The organism is Amycolatopsis sp. NPDC051758, from assembly GCF_044453095.1.
Taxonomy (GTDB): Bacteria; Actinomycetota; Actinomycetes; order Mycobacteriales; family Pseudonocardiaceae; genus Amycolatopsis.
The window spans coordinates 310,629-327,252 of record NZ_JBITCJ010000012.1 but is presented as its reverse complement, the minus strand read 5'-3'; the positions used below and the strand labels follow the sequence as shown (position 1 = coordinate 327,252).

The following is a 16,624-nucleotide window of genomic DNA, read 5'->3' as shown; positions in this document are numbered from 1 at the left end:
GCAGTGATGCGGCGCAGCGTGGTGCTTGTGGTCCTGACGGTGCTCGCGGGTCTCGTCGCGGGCGTGTCCCCGGCGGTCGCCGTCACCCAGCCGTTCTTCTGGGGTGTCGCGACCTCGGGTTACCAAGCCGAGGGCTCGGCGCCCGACAGCAACTGGCGTCGTTACGAGCAGGCGAAGACGTCGTCGATCAAGGAGCCCTACCGCGACTCCGTGGACTTCCGGCACAACTACGTCGCGGACATCGACCGCGCGAAGCAGCTCGGTGTGAACGTGTTCCGCTTCAGCGTCGAGTGGGCCCGCATCGAGCCGCGGCCCGGCCAGCTGGACCAAGCCGAGCTGGCGTACTACGACGACGTCGTCCGGCACGTCCTCGACGCCGGCATGCGGCCGATGATCACCCTCGACCACTGGGTCTACCCCGGCTGGGTCGCCGACCAGGGTGGCTGGGACAGCGACCGCACGGTGGACGCCTGGCTCGTGAATGCCCGCCGGGTCGTCGAGCGGTACAAGGGGCTCGGCGCGCTGTGGATCACGATCAACGAGCCGACGGTCTACCTGCAGAACGAGACCACCAACGGCGGGCTCGCCGGGTGGAAGCTGCCGTGGGCGCAGGCGCGGCTGGTGACGGTGCACCGCGCGGCGTACGACCTCATCCATTCCCTGGATCCGGGCGCGCTCGTGTCCAGCAACACGGCCTACATCCCGGCCGTCCAGGGGGTGCTCGACGCGTCGTTCCTCGACCGGGTGCGGGACAAGCTCGACTTCGCCGGTGTCGACTACTACTACGGCGCGAGCCTCGACAACCTCAGCGCCGTGCACGCGGCGAGCGGCGAGTTCTGGAAGGTGACGCCGCAGCCGGACGGGATCTACTACGCGCTGCGGTACTACGCGCGGAAGTTCCCGGGCCTGCCGCTGTACGTCGTCGAGAACGGCATGCCGACCGACAACGGCAACGCGCGGCCGGACGGCTACACACGCTCGGACCACCTGCGTGACCACATCTACTGGGTGCAGCGGGCGAAGGCCGACGGCATGAACGTGATCGGCTACAACTACTGGAGCCTCACCGACAACTACGAGTGGGGCAGTTACCAGCCGCGGTTCGGTCTGTACACAGTGGACGCGGCGACCGATCCGGGGCTGGTCCGCAGGCCGACCGACGCCGTCACGGCGTACCGGCAGCTGATCGCGGGCCACGGTGTCCCGGCCGGCTACACGCCGGTGCGGCCGCCGGGGTTCTGCTCGGTCGTCGACGGCCTGGGCAGCTGCCTCGACCCGGCGCGCTACCCGGGACCGCTGGCTCCGTTGGGCTGATTTTGTGCCGCTGACCTGCTGGTCCGCGGTCTCCTCTTGATAAATACATGCCGGTCTGTATGTTTGTTGCATGGCGAACAAGGTGTACGTCGTCGGCGTCGGGATGACGAAGTTCGAGAAGCCCGGGCGGCGCGAGAACTGGGACTACCCGCAGATGGCTCGTGAGTCCGGCACCGAGGCCCTCGAAGACGCCGGCCTCGGGTACGACGCCGTCCAGCAGGCGTACGTCGGCTACGTCTACGGCGAGTCGACGTCCGGGCAGCGTGCGGTCTACGAACTGGGCATGACCGGGATCCCGGTGGTGAACGTCAACAACAACTGCTCGACCGGCTCGACCGCGCTGTACCTGGCCGCGGAGGCGATCCGCGGCGGCCGCGCGGACTGCGTGCTGGCGCTGGGCTTCGAGAAGATGAAGCCGGGTTCGCTGGGGTCGACGTTCGACGACCGCGAGCAGCCCATGGGCAACCACATGCAGGCGCTCGCCGAGATCTCCGAGGTGCTGTTCCCGCCCGCGCCGTGGATGTTCGGCGCCGCCGGGCGGGAGCACATGAAGGCGTACGGCACCACGGCCGAGCACTTCGCGAAGATCGGCGAGAAGAACCACCGGCACTCGGTGAACAACCCGTACGCGCAGTTCCAGGACGTCTACTCGCTCGACGACATCCTGGCGTCGCGGATGATCTACGACCCGCTGACCAAGCTGCAGTGCTCACCGACGTCGGACGGCTCCGGCGCAGCCATCCTGGCGAGTGAGGCCTTCGTCGAGACGAACGGCCTGGCCGAGCGGGCGGTCGAGATCGTCGGGCAGGCGATGACCACGGACTTCCGCAGCACCTTCGACGGCAGTGCGAAGAACATCGTCGGGTACGACATGACCCGGCAGGCCGCGCTTCAGGTGTACGACCAGGCGGGGCTCGGGCCAGCCGATTTCCAGGTGATCGAGCTGCACGACTGCTTCTCCGCCAATGAGCTGCTGACGTACGAAGCGCTCGGGCTCTGCGAAGAGGGTGACGGCGGTTCACTCGTCGACTCCTGCGACACCACGTACGGCGGCCGGTGGGTCGTGAACCCGTCCGGCGGCCTCATCTCGAAGGGGCACCCGCTCGGCGCGACCGGGCTCGCGCAGTGCGCCGAACTGACCTGGCAGCTGCGCGGCGACGCCGACAAGCGGCAGGTTTCGGATGTGCAAGCCGCGTTGCAGCACAACATCGGACTCGGTGGCGCCGCCGTCGTCACCGCCTACCAGCGAGCTTAGGAGCACCATGGGCCAGATCAGCGCGTCCGTCGAACTGCCCGCCCCGCCGGACAAGGTGTGGGCGGAGTTCTCGAACCCCAACAACTTCGAGAAGTGGCTGACCATCCACACCAAGTGGAAGGGGGACGTCCCCGCCGAGTTCTCGCAGGGCTCGCAGGTGTCCGAGGTCGTCACGATGCTCGGGATGGCGAACACGATCACCTGGACCGTCGACACCTACGAACCGCCTGCTCGGCTGGTCATCTCCGGAACCGGGATGGCGGGGGTGAAGATCCAGTTCTCGCTGTCGGTGGCGGCGGCCGGCGCGGGGTCGGCCGCCTCGATCGACGCCGAGTTCACCGGCCAGATGATCGTCGGCGCGCTCGGCAAGGCCGTCGAGAAGGACGGCAAGAAGAACCTCGACGAGTCCCTCGAGAAGTTCAAGGCACTGGTCGCATGAAGTTCGACGCGGCCGGGCTGGACAAGTGGACGTCGCCGGTGTTGTTCGACGTCACGCGCGAACGGCTCGTCGAATACGCGCTGGCGACCAACGACCCGATCCCGGCGCACCGCGCGGGTGACGTCGCGAGCCCGGTGTTCGCGATCGTGCCGGTGTTCCAGTCGCTGCTGGAGCCGGCGCTGGAAGTGGTGCCGACGTCGTTGTTCGGCAAGGTGCTGCACGGTGAGCAGGACTTCCGGTTCCACCGGCCGATCCGGCCCGGTGATTCCCTGATGTCGCGGGCGAAGATGACCGGGTTCGAGGGCCTGCCGAAGGGCACACGCGCGACCGTGTACCTGGAATGTCGCTCTTCTGACGGCTCGTTGGTGAACGAGCAGTACGTGACTTTCTTCGTGCGCGGTTTCGACACCGGTTCCAAGGAGGGGGTTCTCGGCCCTGGCCACCGGCTCGACGAGGCGTTGCGTTCTTCGTCGCCGGTGGCGAAGGTCAGCCAGCACGTCGACGACGACCAGACGTTCCGCTACGGCCCGGCCGCCGGCGATCCGATGCCGATCCACCTCGACGAGGACGTCGCTCGTGCCGCGGGATTGCCGGGGATCATCGCGCACGGGCTCTGCACGATGGCGTTCACGTCCTGGGCGTTGCTGACCGAGGTCGGTGAGTCCTCGGTGGACCGACTGCGGCGGCTGGCCGTGCGGTTCGCGGCGCCGGTGCTGCCGGGTCAGGACCTGTCGACGTCGATCTGGGCCGCGGGGCCTGGTTCTTTTGCCTTCGAAACCACCGTGGGGGACAAGGTTGTGGTCAAGGACGGCCTCGCCGAGATCGGAGACAGCTGATGGGTGCACTCGACGGGCGCGTCGCGCTGATCACCGGTGCGGGCCGGGGGATCGGGCGGGAGCACGCGCTGTTGTTCGCCCGTGAAGGCGCGCGGGTGGTCGTCAACGACCTCGGCGGTGACAACGACGGGAGTGGTGCTTCTTCCGGGCCCGCCTCCGACGTTGTCGAGGAGATCCGGGCCCTGGGTGGTTCGGCGGTGGCGAACACGTCGAGCGTGACGTCGTGGCAAGGCGCGTCTGAGCTGGTCGACCAGGCGGTCTCGGAGTTCGGGCGGCTGGACGTCGTGGTGAACAACGCGGGCATCCTGCGCGACGCGTTTGTCGCGAGCATCACCGAGGAGCAGTGGGACGCGGTGATCGCGGTCCACCTCAAGGGGCACGCGGCGGTGCTGCACCACGCGGCGGCGTACTGGAAGTCTTGTTCGAAGGCGGGTTCTCCGGTGGCTGCCTCGGTGGTCAACACGGCGTCGGCGTCGGGCGTGACACTGCCGAACGCGGGCCAGGTCAACTACGGCGCGGCGAAAGCGGGCATCGCGGCGATGACCCTGGTGGCGGCGGCCGAGCTGGAGCGGTACGGCGTGCGGGTCAACGCGATCGCGCCGATCGCCCGGACCCGGCTGACGCTGGCGACCCCGGGGATGGGCGCGATCTTCGCCGCACCGGTTTCCGAGGGTGAGTTCGACGCGTTTTCGCCGGCGAACATCTCACCGTTGGTGGCTTATCTGGCGTCCGAGAAGTGCACCTTGACGGGGAAGGTGTTCGCGGTCCAGGGCGGCGCGATCTCGGAACTGGCCGGCTGGCACGACGTGAAGGTGATCGAGACCGAAGGCGCGTGGGCGATCGACGACATCGCGGCGAGGCTGCCGTGATCGAGTGGTCCGAGACGGACCTGCTGGTCCGCGACTCGATCCGGGAGTTCATCACCAAGGAGATCCGGCCGCAGCTGGATGCGCTGGAGAGCGGTTCGCTGCCTCCTTACGACATCATCCGGAAGCTGTTCAAGGCTTTCGGGCTGGATGTTCTCGCCGCGGATTCGGTGTCTCGCCTGCTTTCTCGCTCGTCTGGTTCTTCTTCCTCGTCGCTGGGTGGGCAGGAGACCCTGGCCCTTGTTGCGATCAGCGAGCTGGCCGGGGTGAGCCTGGGAATCGTGGCTTCTCTCGGTGTTTCCCTGGGGCTGACGGCGGCGACGATCCTGTCGAAGGGGTCTCAGGAGCAGAAGGAACGCTGGCTGCCGGGCTTGGCGACGTTCGAGAAGGTCGGAGCGTGGGCGATCACCGAGCCCGACTCGGGTTCGGACGCGTTCGGCGGCATGCAGACCACGGTCCGTCGTGACGGCGACGAGTACGTGCTGAACGGGCGGAAGACGTTCATCACGAACGGGCCGTACGCGGACACGGTGGTGGTGTACGCGAAGCTGGACGACGGCTCTTCCGTTTTGCCTCGCGACCGGCCGGTGCTGGCGTTCGTGCTGGACCGCGGGATGCCGGGCTTCGTGCAGGGCAAGCCGTTCAAGAAGATGGGGATGATGTCCTCCCCGACGGGCGAGCTGTTCTTCTCCGACGTCCGGCTGGGCGCGGATCGGCTGCTGTCGTCGTCGGGTTCTTCGGACGCGCGGGAAAGTTTCGCGGCGGAGCGTGTCGGTGTGGCGGCGCTGTCGCTGGGGATCATCAACGAGTGCCAGCGGCTGTGCATCTCGTACGCCAAGTCGCGTCGTTTGTGGGGACAGGAGATCGGGCGGTTCCAGCTGATCCAGCTGAAGCTGGCGAAGATGGAGGTGGCGCGGATCAACGTCCAGAACATGGTGTTCCAGACGGTGGCCAAGCTGCGGGCGGGGAAGCGTCCTTCGCTGGCCGAGGCTTCGGCGATGAAGCTGTATTCGTCCGAGGCCGCGACCGAGGTGGCGATGGAGGCGGTGCAGTTGTTCGGGGGGAACGGGTACATGGCGGAGTACCGGGTGGAGCAGCTGGCTCGGGACGCGAAGTCGCTGATGATTTATGCGGGGAGCAACGAGATCCAGGTGACGCACATCGCGAAGGCCCTGCTGCCCTGACCGGCGCCGGCCAGGGCCCGCCCTATCCCGGGGGTTGGCCCCCTGGCCAGTCTATCGGCGGTGGCCGACAAAACCGGCGATCCGAGCGAGCGGCGGCGGAGTTGTCCACATCAGCCCGAGGCTGGGGACAACTCCGCCGATAGCCGTCAGTCTCGCTCGATGAGGTGGCCGACCACGTCCGGGCCCGGGTGGGCGTGACCCGACCCGTCCCGGCGCACGTCGATCTCCGGCAGCTCCACCGGGTCCCCGTTCCGAGCCGCTCCCGCCGGACGCGGGCCGATCCAGGCCACCCGCAATGCCGTCTCTCCCTTGAGGAACCGCTGGGCCCGGACGCCGCCCGTGGCGCGCCCCTTGGCCGGGTACTCGCTGAACGGCGTCACCTTCACACTGACGCCCGTTGCCGTGATCACCAGGGGCTCGCCGTGCTCGTCGTCGTCCGTGCGGACTGCTCCGAAGAACACCGCTGTGGCGCCGCCGGTCAGGTTGATTCCGGCCATGCCGCCGCCCTTCAAGCCCTGGGGGCGGACCAGCGATGCCGCGTACTTCAGCAGTGATGCTTCCGACGACACGAACGCCAGTGTCTCCGAGCCGTCCGTGAGCCAGGTTGCGCCGACCACCTCGTCGCCGTCCTTCAGGCTGATCACTTCGAACTCGTCCGAACGGACCGGCCACTCCGGTGAACACACCTTCACGACGCCGGCTCGGGTGCCGAGCGCGAGGCCGGGGGAGCCTGCTGCCTGCTCGCCCAGGGGGGCGATTCCGACGACGGTCTCGCCCTTTTCCAGTGGCACCAGCTCGCGCGCCGCCATGCCGCCGCGCAAGGACACCGTGCCTGCCTGCTCCGGGAGCACCGGCAACGGCAGCACGTCCGTCTTGAACGCGCGGCCGCGGCTCGTCACCAGCAGCACTTGGCCACGCGCGGTTGTGTGGACCACCGCCGACACCGCGTCGTGCTTCACGCGGCCGTTGCGGCGGCGCGTCTCCGTCGACTCCTCCGACTCCGCCGCCGTGCGCGCGACCAGGCCGGTTGCCGACAGGATCACCTGGCACGGGTCGTCGGTGACCTCGAGCGGGCCCGAAGGCTTCGACGCGGCCAGGACCTCCTTCAGGTCGCCGTCGATCAGGGCGGTGCGGCGCTCGGTCGGGAAGTCCTTCGCGATCTTCGCCAGCTCCGACGACACGAGCTTCTTCAGCACCGACTCGTCGTCGAGGATCTTGGACAGCTCGGCGATCTCCTCGCGCAGGCGGTCCTGCTCCGACTCCAGCTCGAGCCGGTCGTACTTGGTCAGCCGGCGCAGCGGGGTATCGAGGATGTACGTCGCCTGGATCTCCGACAGCTTGAAGCGCGTCATCAAGCCGTCCTTCGCGGCCTGCGCGTTCTCGCTTTCGCGGATGAGCTTGATCACCTTGTCGATGTTCAGCAGCGCGACCAGCAGGCCGTCGACCAGGTGCAGCCGCTCTTCGCGCTTCCGGCGCCGGTACTTCGTGCGCCGCGTGACGACCTCGTAGCGGTGCCGGAGGAAGACCTCCAGCAGCTCTTTGAGGCCCAGGGTCTGCGGCTGGCCGTCGACGAGCACCAGGTTGTTGATGCCGAACGACTGCTCCAGCGGTGTCAGCCGGTAGAGGTCGGCCAGCAGCGCCTGCGGGTTGACGCCGACCTTGCACTCGATGACCAGCCGCGTGCCGTTCTCGCGGTCGGTGAGGTCCTTCACGTCGGCGATGCCGGTGAGCCGCTTGGACTTGTTGACCTCGTCGGTGATCTTCTCGATCACCTTCTCCGGGCCGACGCCGTAGGGCAGCTCGGTGACGGTGATCGCCTGCCGCCCGCGGCTGCCTTCGAGGGGGCCGGTCTCGCAGTTCGCGCGCATCCGGACCACGCCGCGGCCGGTCTCGTACGCGCGGCGGACCTCGTCCAGGCCCAGCAGGCTGCCGCCGGTCGGGAGGTCGGGGCCGGGGACGAACTCCATCAGCTTGTCGAGCGTCGCGGACGGGTGCGTGATCAGCCACCGCGCCGCCGCGACGACCTCGCCGAGGTTGTGCGGGATCATGTTGGTCGCCATCCCGACCGCGATCCCGGACGTGCCGTTGACCAGCAGGTTCGGGAACGCCGCCGGCAGCACGGACGGCTCTTCGAGCGAACCGTCGTAGTTCGGGCGGAAGTCGACGGTGTCTTCGCCGAGCTCGCCGACGAGCTGCATCGCCTCGGGCGACATGCGTGCTTCGGTATAACGCGAAGCAGCCGGTCCATCGTCTGGGCTACCGAAGTTTCCGTGCCCGTCGATGAGCGGTGCGTTCAGCGAGAAGTCCTGCGCGAGCCGGACCATCGCGTCGTAGATCGCCGTATCACCGTGCGGGTGGTACTTGCCCATGCAGTTGTGGACGACAAAACCCTCGGCCGTGAACTCGTGATCGTCGGTGCCGACCTGGATGTCGTAGGTGATGTCCGGCTCGACTGCTTCGACCGAGACGACTTCGAGGAACGAGAACCCCTTCAGCGCGTCGAGGTTGTCGGCGAGCGGGGAGCCGATCCGGCGCAGCTTGTCGATCCAGCCGTCCTGGCAGGCCTGCGGAAGGGGGAATGCGCGATCGGCCAGAGCGATGCCGCCGCCGGTGTGGGCGGCCGAGAACTCGGCCATGACCGCCTTGGCGGGCAGCCGGTCGTGGCCCTGCTTGCCGCCGTAGCCGTAGGCGATTTCCGTGAGGTTTTCCAGTGCGCTCTTCTTGTAGCCGATCTTCGTCCACGGCCGCAGGACGCGGGCCAGCGCCGCGGCGTCCGATCCGCTGACGGACAGGCCGAGCAGAGTCTTGTGGCCGTCGGCCTTCGGGTTGCTCCAGTGATGCCCGTGGATCCCCAGATCCGCGAGCATCGCGTAGACCTGCCGGACGAGCGTTTCGCTCGTGCTGACGTAGACGATCTCGCGGTGGTTCTTGCGGATGTAACCGTCACCGTCGAAGATTCCGGCGAGGAACGGCGCCCACGAGGACCGGTTCGCGAGGACTTCCGCCGGAACGGCTTTCGCGTCGCTGAGCGGGCTCCCGGCCGCGAGCAGACCATCGTGGCGGGAGAAGGTGAGGATGTGCTGGTCGCGCCATTCCGGCTTCGCCGCGGCGCGAACTCCGCGGGAAACACCGAGACCGTTGGCCGTCGCCCATTCGTACACCGCGTCGAGCGGCTCGACGTCGCACATGTGGATCCGGACCCGGCCGTCCGCGTCGCGGTTCCGGTCGACCGCGAAGCCCTCGGCGGTGATCAGGCCGAGGAGGTAGGCGTAACGATCGCCGCCCGCCGGCCGCTCGTCCCGGCGGGCGTTCCCGTAGGCGACGGTCAGCCGCCCGGTGAGGTCACGGGCGTCGGTCCAGGTCAGCGTCGAGTCTTCGGCCACGGTCCGGAACCGCTGGCCGGGCGTGACGAGCATGGTGTGCCCGTTCGACCACGTGATCCGAACGAGTTCGGACACCGGGTTCTCGTAGACCTCGGTGACCGGAACGGCTCGGCCCCGGCTGTCGAGGACCTGCTCGCCGATCTTGATCTCTTCGATCGGACGTAGTCCGTCCGGGGTCGACACCAACGCGCCGCGGACGAAGCAGTCACCGACGACGCGGGACGACTTCACATACGCGTGCGTGGGCCGGTAACCCTGCTCGTGCATGGAAAAGAGGATCCGGCGGTGCACCGGCTTCAGCCCGTCCCGCGCGTCCGGGAGGGCGCGCGAGTGGATGACCGAATACGCGTACTCCAGGTACGAATCCTCGATCTCGGTCTTCAGCGAGTTGTCGAAGACGTTCGCCCCGGCGGAGTCGAACGCGCTGGGATCGACCTTGGTGGTGGGGCCCTTGCGGCGTGCCACGGCAGAACTCCTTGGTAGCTACGAAAAAATCAAGCGTCGATGGCGTCGCGGTCGATCCGGTCCGAGGAGGCGACCAGCCAGTTCCGCCGGGGCTCGACCTTCTCACCCATCAGCAGCTCCAGCGCACTCTCGGCGGCCTCGGCGTCGTCCATGGTGATCCGGCGGACCGAGCGGCTGGCCGGGTTCATGGTGGTGTCCCACAGCTCGTCGGCGTCCATCTCGCCGAGGCCCTTGAACCGCGGCACCGGGGTGACGATGCTCTTGCCCGCCCGCTCCAGCTCCGCGTACTTGGACTCCATCTCCTGCTGCGTGTACGTGAAGTGCGTTTCCGGGTTGCGGCCCTTGGTGACGAGCTTGTGCAACGGCGGCATCGCCGCGTACAGCCGGCCGTCCTCGATCACCGGGCGCATGTACTTCGCGAACAGCGTGATCAGCAACGTCCGGATGTGCGAGCCGTCGACGTCCGCGTCCGCCATCAGGATGACGCGGCCGTAGCGCATCGTCGTCAGGTCGAACGTGCGGCCGGTGCCCGCGCCCAGGACCTGCACGATCGACGCGATTTCCGCGTTCTTCAGCGTGTCGCCGAGCGACGCCTTCTGGACGTTCAGGATCTTGCCCCGCAGCGGCAGCAGCGCCTGGTACTCCGACACGCGCGCCATGCGCGCCGACCCCAGCGCGCTGTCACCCTCGACCAGGAACAGCTCGCTGCGGGAGACGCCGGTGGTGCGGCAGTCGACCAGTTTCGGCGGCATCGCCGCGCCTTCGAGGGCGGTCTTGCGCCGGGCTGCGTCCTTCTGCTGCTTCTGGGTGAGCCGGACGCGGGAGGCGTCGACCACCTTCTGCAGCACGACCTTCGCCTCGGACTTGGTCTTGCGGTCCTCGGTCCAGGCCTTGACGTGCTTGTCGACGATGCCCTGGATGACCCGGGTGACACCGGCGGTGGACAGCTCGTCCTTCGTCTGCGACGTGAACTGCGGCTCCGGCAGCCGGACGTGGATCACCGCGGTCATGCCCTCGAGGACGTCCTCGATCGTCGGCATGTCCTCCTTGGGCTTGAGCAGCCCGCGGGTCTTGGAGATGGCGTCCTGCAACGCCTTTGCCATCGCGCGGTCGAACCCACGGCGGTGCGTGCCGCCGTGGACGTTGCGGATCGTGTTGGTGAAGCACTCCACCGTGCGCTCGTAGCCGGTGCCCCAGCGCAGCGCCACCTCGATCTCCGCGCGACGCTCCACATTGGACTGCATGACGCCCGCCGCGTCCGCCGCGTTCTCCTTGTACGTGCCCTCGCCGGTGATCAGCAGCGTGCCGCAGACCGGCTTCTCGCCCGACGGCGTGAGGAAGTCGACCATGTCGACCAGGCCGTGCGGGAAGTGGAAGGTCTCTTCGTTGATGGTGTCTTCGATCGCCGTACGCAGCACGTACGTGACGCCCGGGACCAGGAACGCGGTGTTGCGCATCTTCGCGCGCACGCCCTCGACGTCCAGCGCCGCGCCGGACTCGAAGTACCGCGAGTCGTACCAGTAGCGGATCGAGGTGCCGCTGCGCTCGCCGCGCTTCATCTTGCCGACGAGGTTCAGCCCGGAGCGGCGGGTGAACTTCGCCTTCGGGCCGGGCGCGTCGAAGGTGCCGGGGACGCCGTGTTTGAACGACATCTGGTGGACCTTGCCCTCTTGCTTCACCGTGACGTCGAAGCGGTGCGACAGCGCGTTGACCGCCGAAGCGCCGACACCGTGCAGGCCGCCGGAGGTCTTGTAACCCGAGCCGCCGAACTTGCCGCCGGCGTGCAACCGGGTCAGGACCAGCTCGACGCCGGACAAACCGGACTTGGCGTGCGTCCCGGTGGGGATGCCGCGGCCGTCGTCGTCCACCTGGACGCTGCTGTCGGCGTGCAGGGTGACGACGATCTTCGTCGCGTGGCCGGCGACACCTTCGTCCGTGGAGTTGTCCACCACTTCGGAGAAGAGGTGGTTGATACCACGGCTGTCGGTGGAGCCGATGTACATCCCGGGGCGTTTGCGGACGGCTTCGAGACCCTCGAGATGGGTGAGGTCGTCGGCCCCGTACAAGGTCTCGGCAGTCACAGGGTCGTTCTCCCGGATCGTGGCTCGCGAAAGGTCAGTGAGGTGCGGACTCGGCCTGCACCGTACTGCAGGATATCCGCCTGCCCCGACAACTTCCGCGCGCTCCCTGTCCCGGAGTGGCGCGCGCCGCCCGCTAGCGGGGGTCGTAGCCCAGGTCGGGCCACAGGCCCAGCAGGGCTTCGATCTTCCGCGGGACCTGGAAGCTGTTCCGGAAGTTCGGCTTCTCGCCGATCGTGGCGAGGCCCTTGCGGAGCTCCCCGAACGCCGGTTTCGCCGCCGTCTCCCGGGTCAGGAGATAGCAGTACGTGCGGCGCGGGTAGGCGAACTCGTCGGTGTACGCCTGCAGCACGAGACCGGGGGGTTCGGTCCGCGAGCCGACCAGGGCCCGGCCCTGTTTCTGGCTGTAGACGCGGATCACGTGCACGCCCGGGCGGAGCGTGCGCGGCGGGTCCTGGCCCTGGCCGTCGTCGGCCCAGAACAGCTCGACGCGGAACGGCGATTCGCCGTTCTCGCCCGGGTGGGTGTACTCGCGGGTCAGCTCTTCGAGCCGGTACTCCGCCTCGGCCGACGGCTCGCCGCCTTCGACGAGGCTGACGAGGTACAGCTCGGCCGGACGCGGCCAGTTCGGCCGGGGCACGTCGGGCGTGTCGCCGGCTTCGGTTTCGGCCGGTGCCGCAACCGGTTCCGGGGTCTCGGCGGGGGTGACGGCGGTGTCCGCCGGGGCTTCTTCGCGGTCCGAGTGTTCAGTGGCCACCGGCTCGACCGGGGCCGGCGGTGCCGCCTCGGCGACGGCCGGGCGAACCGGTGACACGGCAGGCGCGGCCGGGCGGACCGGCGTCTCGGCGGGCCGGACCGGCGACGGGGGAGGCGTGACCACCGCAGGCCGCACCGGCGTCGCCGGCCGGCTGGTGACGACCGGCCGGGCGGGTGTGGCGGGCCGGGTCACGGCCGGGCGTGGCGCGGTGACCGGCTTGCCGGCGCCGTACTGCTCCAGGAGCGGCTCCAGGTCACCCGCGGTCAGCGCGGGCCCCGCCAGGTCGCACCACTCGAGCCAGGCTTCCTGCGCCTCCTCGACCGTCTGCTTCTCGTGCGAGACGGTGACTGCTTCGAACAGTTGCCGCGGGCCCGCGGCAGTGACGTCGGCCGAGCCGACCACGACGAACGACGGGTCGTCCTCGGCGATCACCAGCTTCGCGTTGAGCCCGCGCAGCGAGTGCACGAGCACGCCCGCCTTCACCCAGTGCAACAGGGCGTGCGGACTCGTCGCCCCGGACAGCACCGTGTCCAGGCTCGCGTCCGTGATCACCGTGTCGCCGGGTTCCAGCGGCAGCAGCGCCGCCGCGCCGGGACCGACGTGGCCGAAGGCGGCCACCAGGTTCCGGCGTGGGGCGAGCAGTGGGGTGATCGAGGCCCAGATGTCGCGGCCCGTGAGAAGTCGTACCGAACGTTCTGCCAGACCCAGCCGACCGAGCTCCGCGTCCATGCCCTTGACCTTACTTGGTACCCCTCGGGGGCCTGACGGCCGGAATATCTCTTGCTTGGAAGTAGTTGAACGCGCATGTAAGATGGGCTCGCGAAGGGAGTCAGGTCATGCAGTTCGGAATCTTCACGGTGGGCGACGTCACGACCGATCCCACGAACGGCACCACACCGACGGAACACGAGCGGATCAAGGCGATGGTCCGGATCGCGCTCAAGGCCGAGGAGGTCGGGCTCGACGTCTTCGCGACGGGCGAGCACCACAACCCGCCCTTCGTGCCGTCGTCCCCGACGACGATGCTCGGGCACATCGCGGCCCGGACGTCCAAGATCATCCTCTCGACGTCGACGACGCTGATCACCACGAACGACCCGGTGAAGATCGCCGAGGACTTCGCGATGCTGCAGCACCTCGCCGACGGCCGCGTCGACCTCATGATGGGCCGCGGCAACACCGGCCCGGTCTACCCGTGGTTCGGCGAGGACATCCGGCAGGGCATCCCGCTGGCCATCGAGAAGTACGCGCTGCTGCGGCAGCTCTGGCGCGAGGACGTCGTCGACTGGCAGGGCAAGTTCCGCACGCCGCTGCAGGGCTTCACGTCGACGCCGCGCCCGCTCGACGACGTTCCGCCGTTCGTCTGGCACGGCTCCATCCGCAGCCCGGAGATCGCCGAGCAGGCCGCGTTCTACGGTGACGGCTTCTTCGCCAACCACATCTTCTGGCCGAAGGAGCACTTCCAGCAGCTGATCGCGTTCTACCGCCAGCGCTTCGAGCACTACGGCCACGGCCAGGCGGACCAGGCCATCGTCGGTCTCGGCGGCCAGGCGTTCATCCGGCCGAAGTCGCAGGACGCCTGGAACGAGTTCCGGCCGTACTTCGACAACGCGCCGGTGTACGGGCACGGCCCGTCGCTGGAGGAGTTCACCGAGCAGACGCCGCTGACCGTCGGCAGCCCGCAGGAGGTCATCGACAAGACGCTGACCTTCCGCGAGCACTTCGGCGACTACCAGCGCCAGCTGTTCCTGATGGACCACGCCGGCCTGCCGCTCAAGGTCGTCCTCGAGCAGCTCGACCTGCTCGGCGAGCACGTCGTCCCGGTGCTGCGCAAGGAGCTCGACGCGCTGCGCCCGGCGCACGTGCCGGACGCGCCGACCCACGAATCCCTCAAGTCCGCTGCTCTCGTCGGGAGTGAAGCATGAAGCTCGCGGTGGTGACGGCGGGGCTGTCGGTCCCGTCCTCGACCCGGCTGCTGGCCGACCGGCTGGCCGCGGCGACCGTCGCCGCGGCCGGGTCGCCGGTCTCGGTGGACGTCGTCGAGCTGCGCGACATCGCGCTGGACGTGACGAAGAACCTGCTGACCGGCTTCCCGAGCCCGGCGCTGCGGACGGCCATCGAGACGGTGACCGGGGCCGACGCGCTGATCGTGGTGACGCCGGTGTTCACGGCCGGCTACAGCGGCCTGTTCAAGTCCTTCTTCGACGTGCTCGACGCGGACTCGCTGGTGGGCAAGCCGGTGCTGCTCGGCGCGACCGGCGGCACCGAACGGCACTCGCTGGTGCTCGACTACCAGCTGCGGCCGTTGTTCGGATACCTGAAGGCGGATCCGGTCGCGACGGGCGTGTACGCGGCTTCGTCGGACTGGGGCAATGGGGAGGGGGCGCTGCAACGGCGGATCGAGAAGGCCGGCGGTGAACTGGCCGCGCTGGCGGCCGGGCGGGTGGCTGTGGCCGCCGAGCCGGACTTCGTCCCCTTCGACCAGCTGCTGGCGGAAGTGTCCACTCAGGACCGGTAGTGCACCCGGTAGCTCAGGTGCGTGACACCGTCCCCCGCGACGACCTCGACGCGCTCCAGCTCGGCCTTCCCGGCGTCGACGTGCTCGAAGTAGCGCACGCCCTCGCCGAGGAACACCGGCACCAGGTCGATCTTCAGCTCGTCGAGCAGGCCCAGGGCCAGGCACTGCCGGGCGATCGACGGGCCGGAGACGCCCACGTTGCCGTCGCCGGCCGCCTTCGCCCGCTCGATCGCGCTCGCGACGTCCGCGCAGAACGTGAACGGCGCCAGGTTTTCGGCGGACCAGTCCGGCGCCGGGCGGTGGGTGACGACGAACGCCCGGCCGCCGCCGGGTGGGTTGCCGCCCCAGCCGTGGGTGTGGTCGAACACGCGGCGGCCGCAGACGAACGCGCCGTGCCCGGCCTGGGCCAGGTGCCGCTTCAGGTAGCCAGCGCTCGCTTCGGCGACGTGGAACGTGATCGGGTAGCCGACCATCGGCACCTCGACGTCGCCGCCGTTGTACCAGTCGAAGAGCGGCCCGACGCTGTTGTCGGGCCGCGCCACGAACCCGTCGAGCGACATGCAGAAGCTCGCCATCACCGTGGACACGTCAGCCCTCCTTCCCGAGGACCTCGTCGAGGCGCTCGTACCCCTCGACGATGCCGTGTTCCATGCCGCTCTCGACGGCCGCGTCGCGGGCTTCGACGGACGGGAACACCGAGTGCCCCTCCAGCCGGGTCCGGCCGGCGCCGAGGTCGGTGAACGTCATCGTCTCGAGGCAGACGTCGCCGGGCGCGCCTTCGTACTCGAAGGTCTGGATGATCCGCTCGCCGTCGTCGACGCGGTGGAAGACGCCGCGGAAGCGGTACTCGCCCCGGTCGTCGCGGTGGACGTAGTGGTAACCGCCGCCGGATCGGGCGTCGAACTCGAGGATCTCCATCTCCAGGCCGCGCGGGCCGAGCCACTGCTTGACCAGGTCGGGCTCGGTGTGGGCGTGGAACACGGCGGCCCGCGGCGCGGCGAACTCGCGCGTGACGGTGATGAACGGGGTGCCGGGCTGCGCGGTGATCGTGGTGCCGGTCATGGCTGCTCCTTGAAGGTGTCGAGGACGGCGTCGAGCCGCCGGTAGCCGGCTTCGGTGGCCAGCCGGTAGGTGTCGATCCAGCTGGTCAGCGCTTCCAGGGCGGCCGGCACGAGGTGGCACGGCCGGCGCTGGCCGTCCCGGCTGCGCGTGATCAGCCCGGCCTGTTCCAGCACCTGGATGTGCCGGGAGATCGCCTGCTTGGTGATGGCGAAGGGCTCGGCCAGCTCGTTGACCGTCGCTTCGCCGCGGGACAGCCGGGCGACGATCGCCCGGCGCACCGGGTCGCCGAGCGCGGTGAACGCCCGGTCGAGCGCCTCGTCGTCCATTTTGTCAACCAATCTGTTTATCAACCGATTCGTTGACTATAGGTCGGATGTGAACCACGCGTCAAGAGCTGCCGAAAGTAGGGGGCCGGTCCCGTCCTCCGGCAGCAGTCACCGCACCCCCGCGCTGCCTACGTTGACCCG

The 16,624-nt window shown here is 68.8% G+C and carries 14 protein-coding genes; 8 read left to right on the top strand and 6 right to left on the bottom strand.

Going from position 1 to position 16,624, the window contains the following annotated elements; translation table 11 throughout:
- The first annotated feature begins 6 nt into the window (after window positions 1-6).
- From ACIA5G_RS43145 to ACIA5G_RS43120, 6 genes are all read left to right on the top strand, one after another.
- Window positions 7-1,314, top strand: coding sequence for a family 1 glycosylhydrolase (locus ACIA5G_RS43145; protein ID WP_395934284.1), 1,308 nt, complete (start codon window positions 7-9; stop codon window positions 1,312-1,314).
- A gap of 70 nt (window positions 1,315-1,384) precedes the next feature.
- Window positions 1,385-2,569, top strand: coding sequence for a lipid-transfer protein (locus ACIA5G_RS43140; RefSeq protein WP_395934282.1), 1,185 nt, complete (start codon window positions 1,385-1,387; stop codon window positions 2,567-2,569).
- A gap of 7 nt (window positions 2,570-2,576) precedes the next feature.
- Complete coding sequence (locus ACIA5G_RS43135) at window positions 2,577-3,008, top strand: SRPBCC family protein (RefSeq protein WP_395934280.1); 432 nt, start codon at window positions 2,577-2,579, stop codon at window positions 3,006-3,008.
- Window positions 3,005-3,844: a MaoC/PaaZ C-terminal domain-containing protein gene (locus tag ACIA5G_RS43130; RefSeq protein WP_395934278.1), complete on the top strand. Its 840-nt coding sequence runs from the start codon at window positions 3,005-3,007 to the stop codon at window positions 3,842-3,844. The genes ACIA5G_RS43135 and ACIA5G_RS43130 overlap by 4 nt, the downstream gene beginning before the upstream one ends.
- Complete coding sequence (locus tag ACIA5G_RS43125) at window positions 3,844-4,713, top strand: SDR family oxidoreductase (RefSeq protein ID WP_395934276.1); 870 nt, start codon at window positions 3,844-3,846, stop codon at window positions 4,711-4,713. Before ACIA5G_RS43130 ends, ACIA5G_RS43125 begins: the two co-directional genes overlap by 1 nt.
- Entirely contained in the window at window positions 4,710-5,894 is a 1,185-nt protein-coding gene (locus ACIA5G_RS43120; RefSeq protein WP_395934274.1) for an acyl-CoA dehydrogenase family protein, read from the top strand. The genes ACIA5G_RS43125 and ACIA5G_RS43120 overlap by 4 nt, the downstream gene beginning before the upstream one ends.
- Window positions 5,895-6,040: 146 nt before the next feature.
- Here the strand turns inward: ACIA5G_RS43120 and ACIA5G_RS43115 are convergent, their stop codons facing one another.
- From ACIA5G_RS43115 to ACIA5G_RS43105, 3 genes are all read right to left on the bottom strand, one after another.
- A complete protein-coding gene (locus ACIA5G_RS43115) occupies window positions 6,041-9,742 on the bottom strand; it encodes a DNA topoisomerase (ATP-hydrolyzing) (protein ID WP_395934272.1) in 3,702 nt (1,233 codons plus the stop codon).
- A gap of 29 nt (window positions 9,743-9,771) precedes the next feature.
- On the bottom strand, window positions 9,772-11,823 hold the full coding sequence (locus ACIA5G_RS43110; RefSeq protein ID WP_395934270.1) for a type IIA DNA topoisomerase subunit B: 2,052 nt from the start codon (window positions 11,821-11,823) through the stop codon (window positions 9,772-9,774).
- A gap of 133 nt (window positions 11,824-11,956) precedes the next feature.
- The gene (locus ACIA5G_RS43105) at window positions 11,957-13,306 is read right to left on the bottom strand and encodes a hypothetical protein (protein ID WP_395934268.1); all 1,350 of its coding nucleotides are present in this window, start codon (window positions 13,304-13,306) and stop codon (window positions 11,957-11,959) included.
- A gap of 107 nt (window positions 13,307-13,413) precedes the next feature.
- Between ACIA5G_RS43105 and ACIA5G_RS43100 the strand changes: the two genes are divergently transcribed.
- Together ACIA5G_RS43100 and ACIA5G_RS43095 are read left to right on the top strand one after the other, a co-directional pair.
- Window positions 13,414-14,502, top strand: coding sequence for an LLM class flavin-dependent oxidoreductase (locus ACIA5G_RS43100; RefSeq protein WP_395934266.1), 1,089 nt, complete (start codon window positions 13,414-13,416; stop codon window positions 14,500-14,502).
- Window positions 14,499-15,095, top strand: coding sequence for a CE1759 family FMN reductase (locus ACIA5G_RS43095; protein WP_395934264.1), 597 nt, complete (start codon window positions 14,499-14,501; stop codon window positions 15,093-15,095). Before ACIA5G_RS43100 ends, ACIA5G_RS43095 begins: the two co-directional genes overlap by 4 nt.
- Here ACIA5G_RS43095 and ACIA5G_RS43090 read toward each other — a convergent pair.
- The 3 genes from ACIA5G_RS43090 to ACIA5G_RS43080 are packed head-to-tail and all read right to left on the bottom strand — an operon-like array spanning window position 15,083 to window position 16,483.
- Window positions 15,083-15,682, bottom strand: coding sequence for a dihydrofolate reductase family protein (locus ACIA5G_RS43090; protein ID WP_395934262.1), 600 nt, complete (start codon window positions 15,680-15,682; stop codon window positions 15,083-15,085). The genes ACIA5G_RS43095 and ACIA5G_RS43090 overlap by 13 nt on opposite strands.
- Before the next feature lies 1 nt (window position 15,683).
- The gene (locus tag ACIA5G_RS43085) at window positions 15,684-16,157 is read right to left on the bottom strand and encodes an SRPBCC family protein (protein WP_395934260.1); all 474 of its coding nucleotides are present in this window, start codon (window positions 16,155-16,157) and stop codon (window positions 15,684-15,686) included.
- On the bottom strand, window positions 16,154-16,483 hold the full coding sequence (locus tag ACIA5G_RS43080; RefSeq protein WP_395934258.1) for an ArsR/SmtB family transcription factor: 330 nt from the start codon (window positions 16,481-16,483) through the stop codon (window positions 16,154-16,156). The genes ACIA5G_RS43085 and ACIA5G_RS43080 overlap by 4 nt, the downstream gene beginning before the upstream one ends.
- Window positions 16,484-16,624: the final 141 nt, after the last annotated feature.

Bases quoted from the DNA above. Each gene is read 5' to 3' on its own strand.
- ACIA5G_RS43145 (WP_395934284.1), top strand. From the start codon at position 7: ATGCGGCGCAGCGTGGTGCTTGTGGTCCTGACGGTGCTCGCGGGTCTC.
- ACIA5G_RS43140 (WP_395934282.1), top strand. From the start codon at position 1,385: ATGGCGAACAAGGTGTACGTCGTCGGCGTCGGGATGACGAAGTTCGAG.
- ACIA5G_RS43135 (WP_395934280.1), top strand. From the start codon at position 2,577: ATGGGCCAGATCAGCGCGTCCGTCGAACTGCCCGCCCCGCCGGACAAG.
- ACIA5G_RS43130 (WP_395934278.1), top strand. From the start codon at position 3,005: ATGAAGTTCGACGCGGCCGGGCTGGACAAGTGGACGTCGCCGGTGTTG.
- ACIA5G_RS43125 (WP_395934276.1), top strand. From the start codon at position 3,844: ATGGGTGCACTCGACGGGCGCGTCGCGCTGATCACCGGTGCGGGCCGG.
- ACIA5G_RS43105 (WP_395934268.1), bottom strand. From the start codon at position 13,306: ATGGACGCGGAGCTCGGTCGGCTGGGTCTGGCAGAACGTTCGGTACGA.
- ACIA5G_RS43100 (WP_395934266.1), top strand. From the start codon at position 13,414: ATGCAGTTCGGAATCTTCACGGTGGGCGACGTCACGACCGATCCCACG.
- ACIA5G_RS43095 (WP_395934264.1), top strand. From the start codon at position 14,499: ATGAAGCTCGCGGTGGTGACGGCGGGGCTGTCGGTCCCGTCCTCGACC.
- ACIA5G_RS43085 (WP_395934260.1), bottom strand. From the start codon at position 16,157: ATGACCGGCACCACGATCACCGCGCAGCCCGGCACCCCGTTCATCACC.
- ACIA5G_RS43080 (WP_395934258.1), bottom strand. From the start codon at position 16,483: ATGGACGACGAGGCGCTCGACCGGGCGTTCACCGCGCTCGGCGACCCG.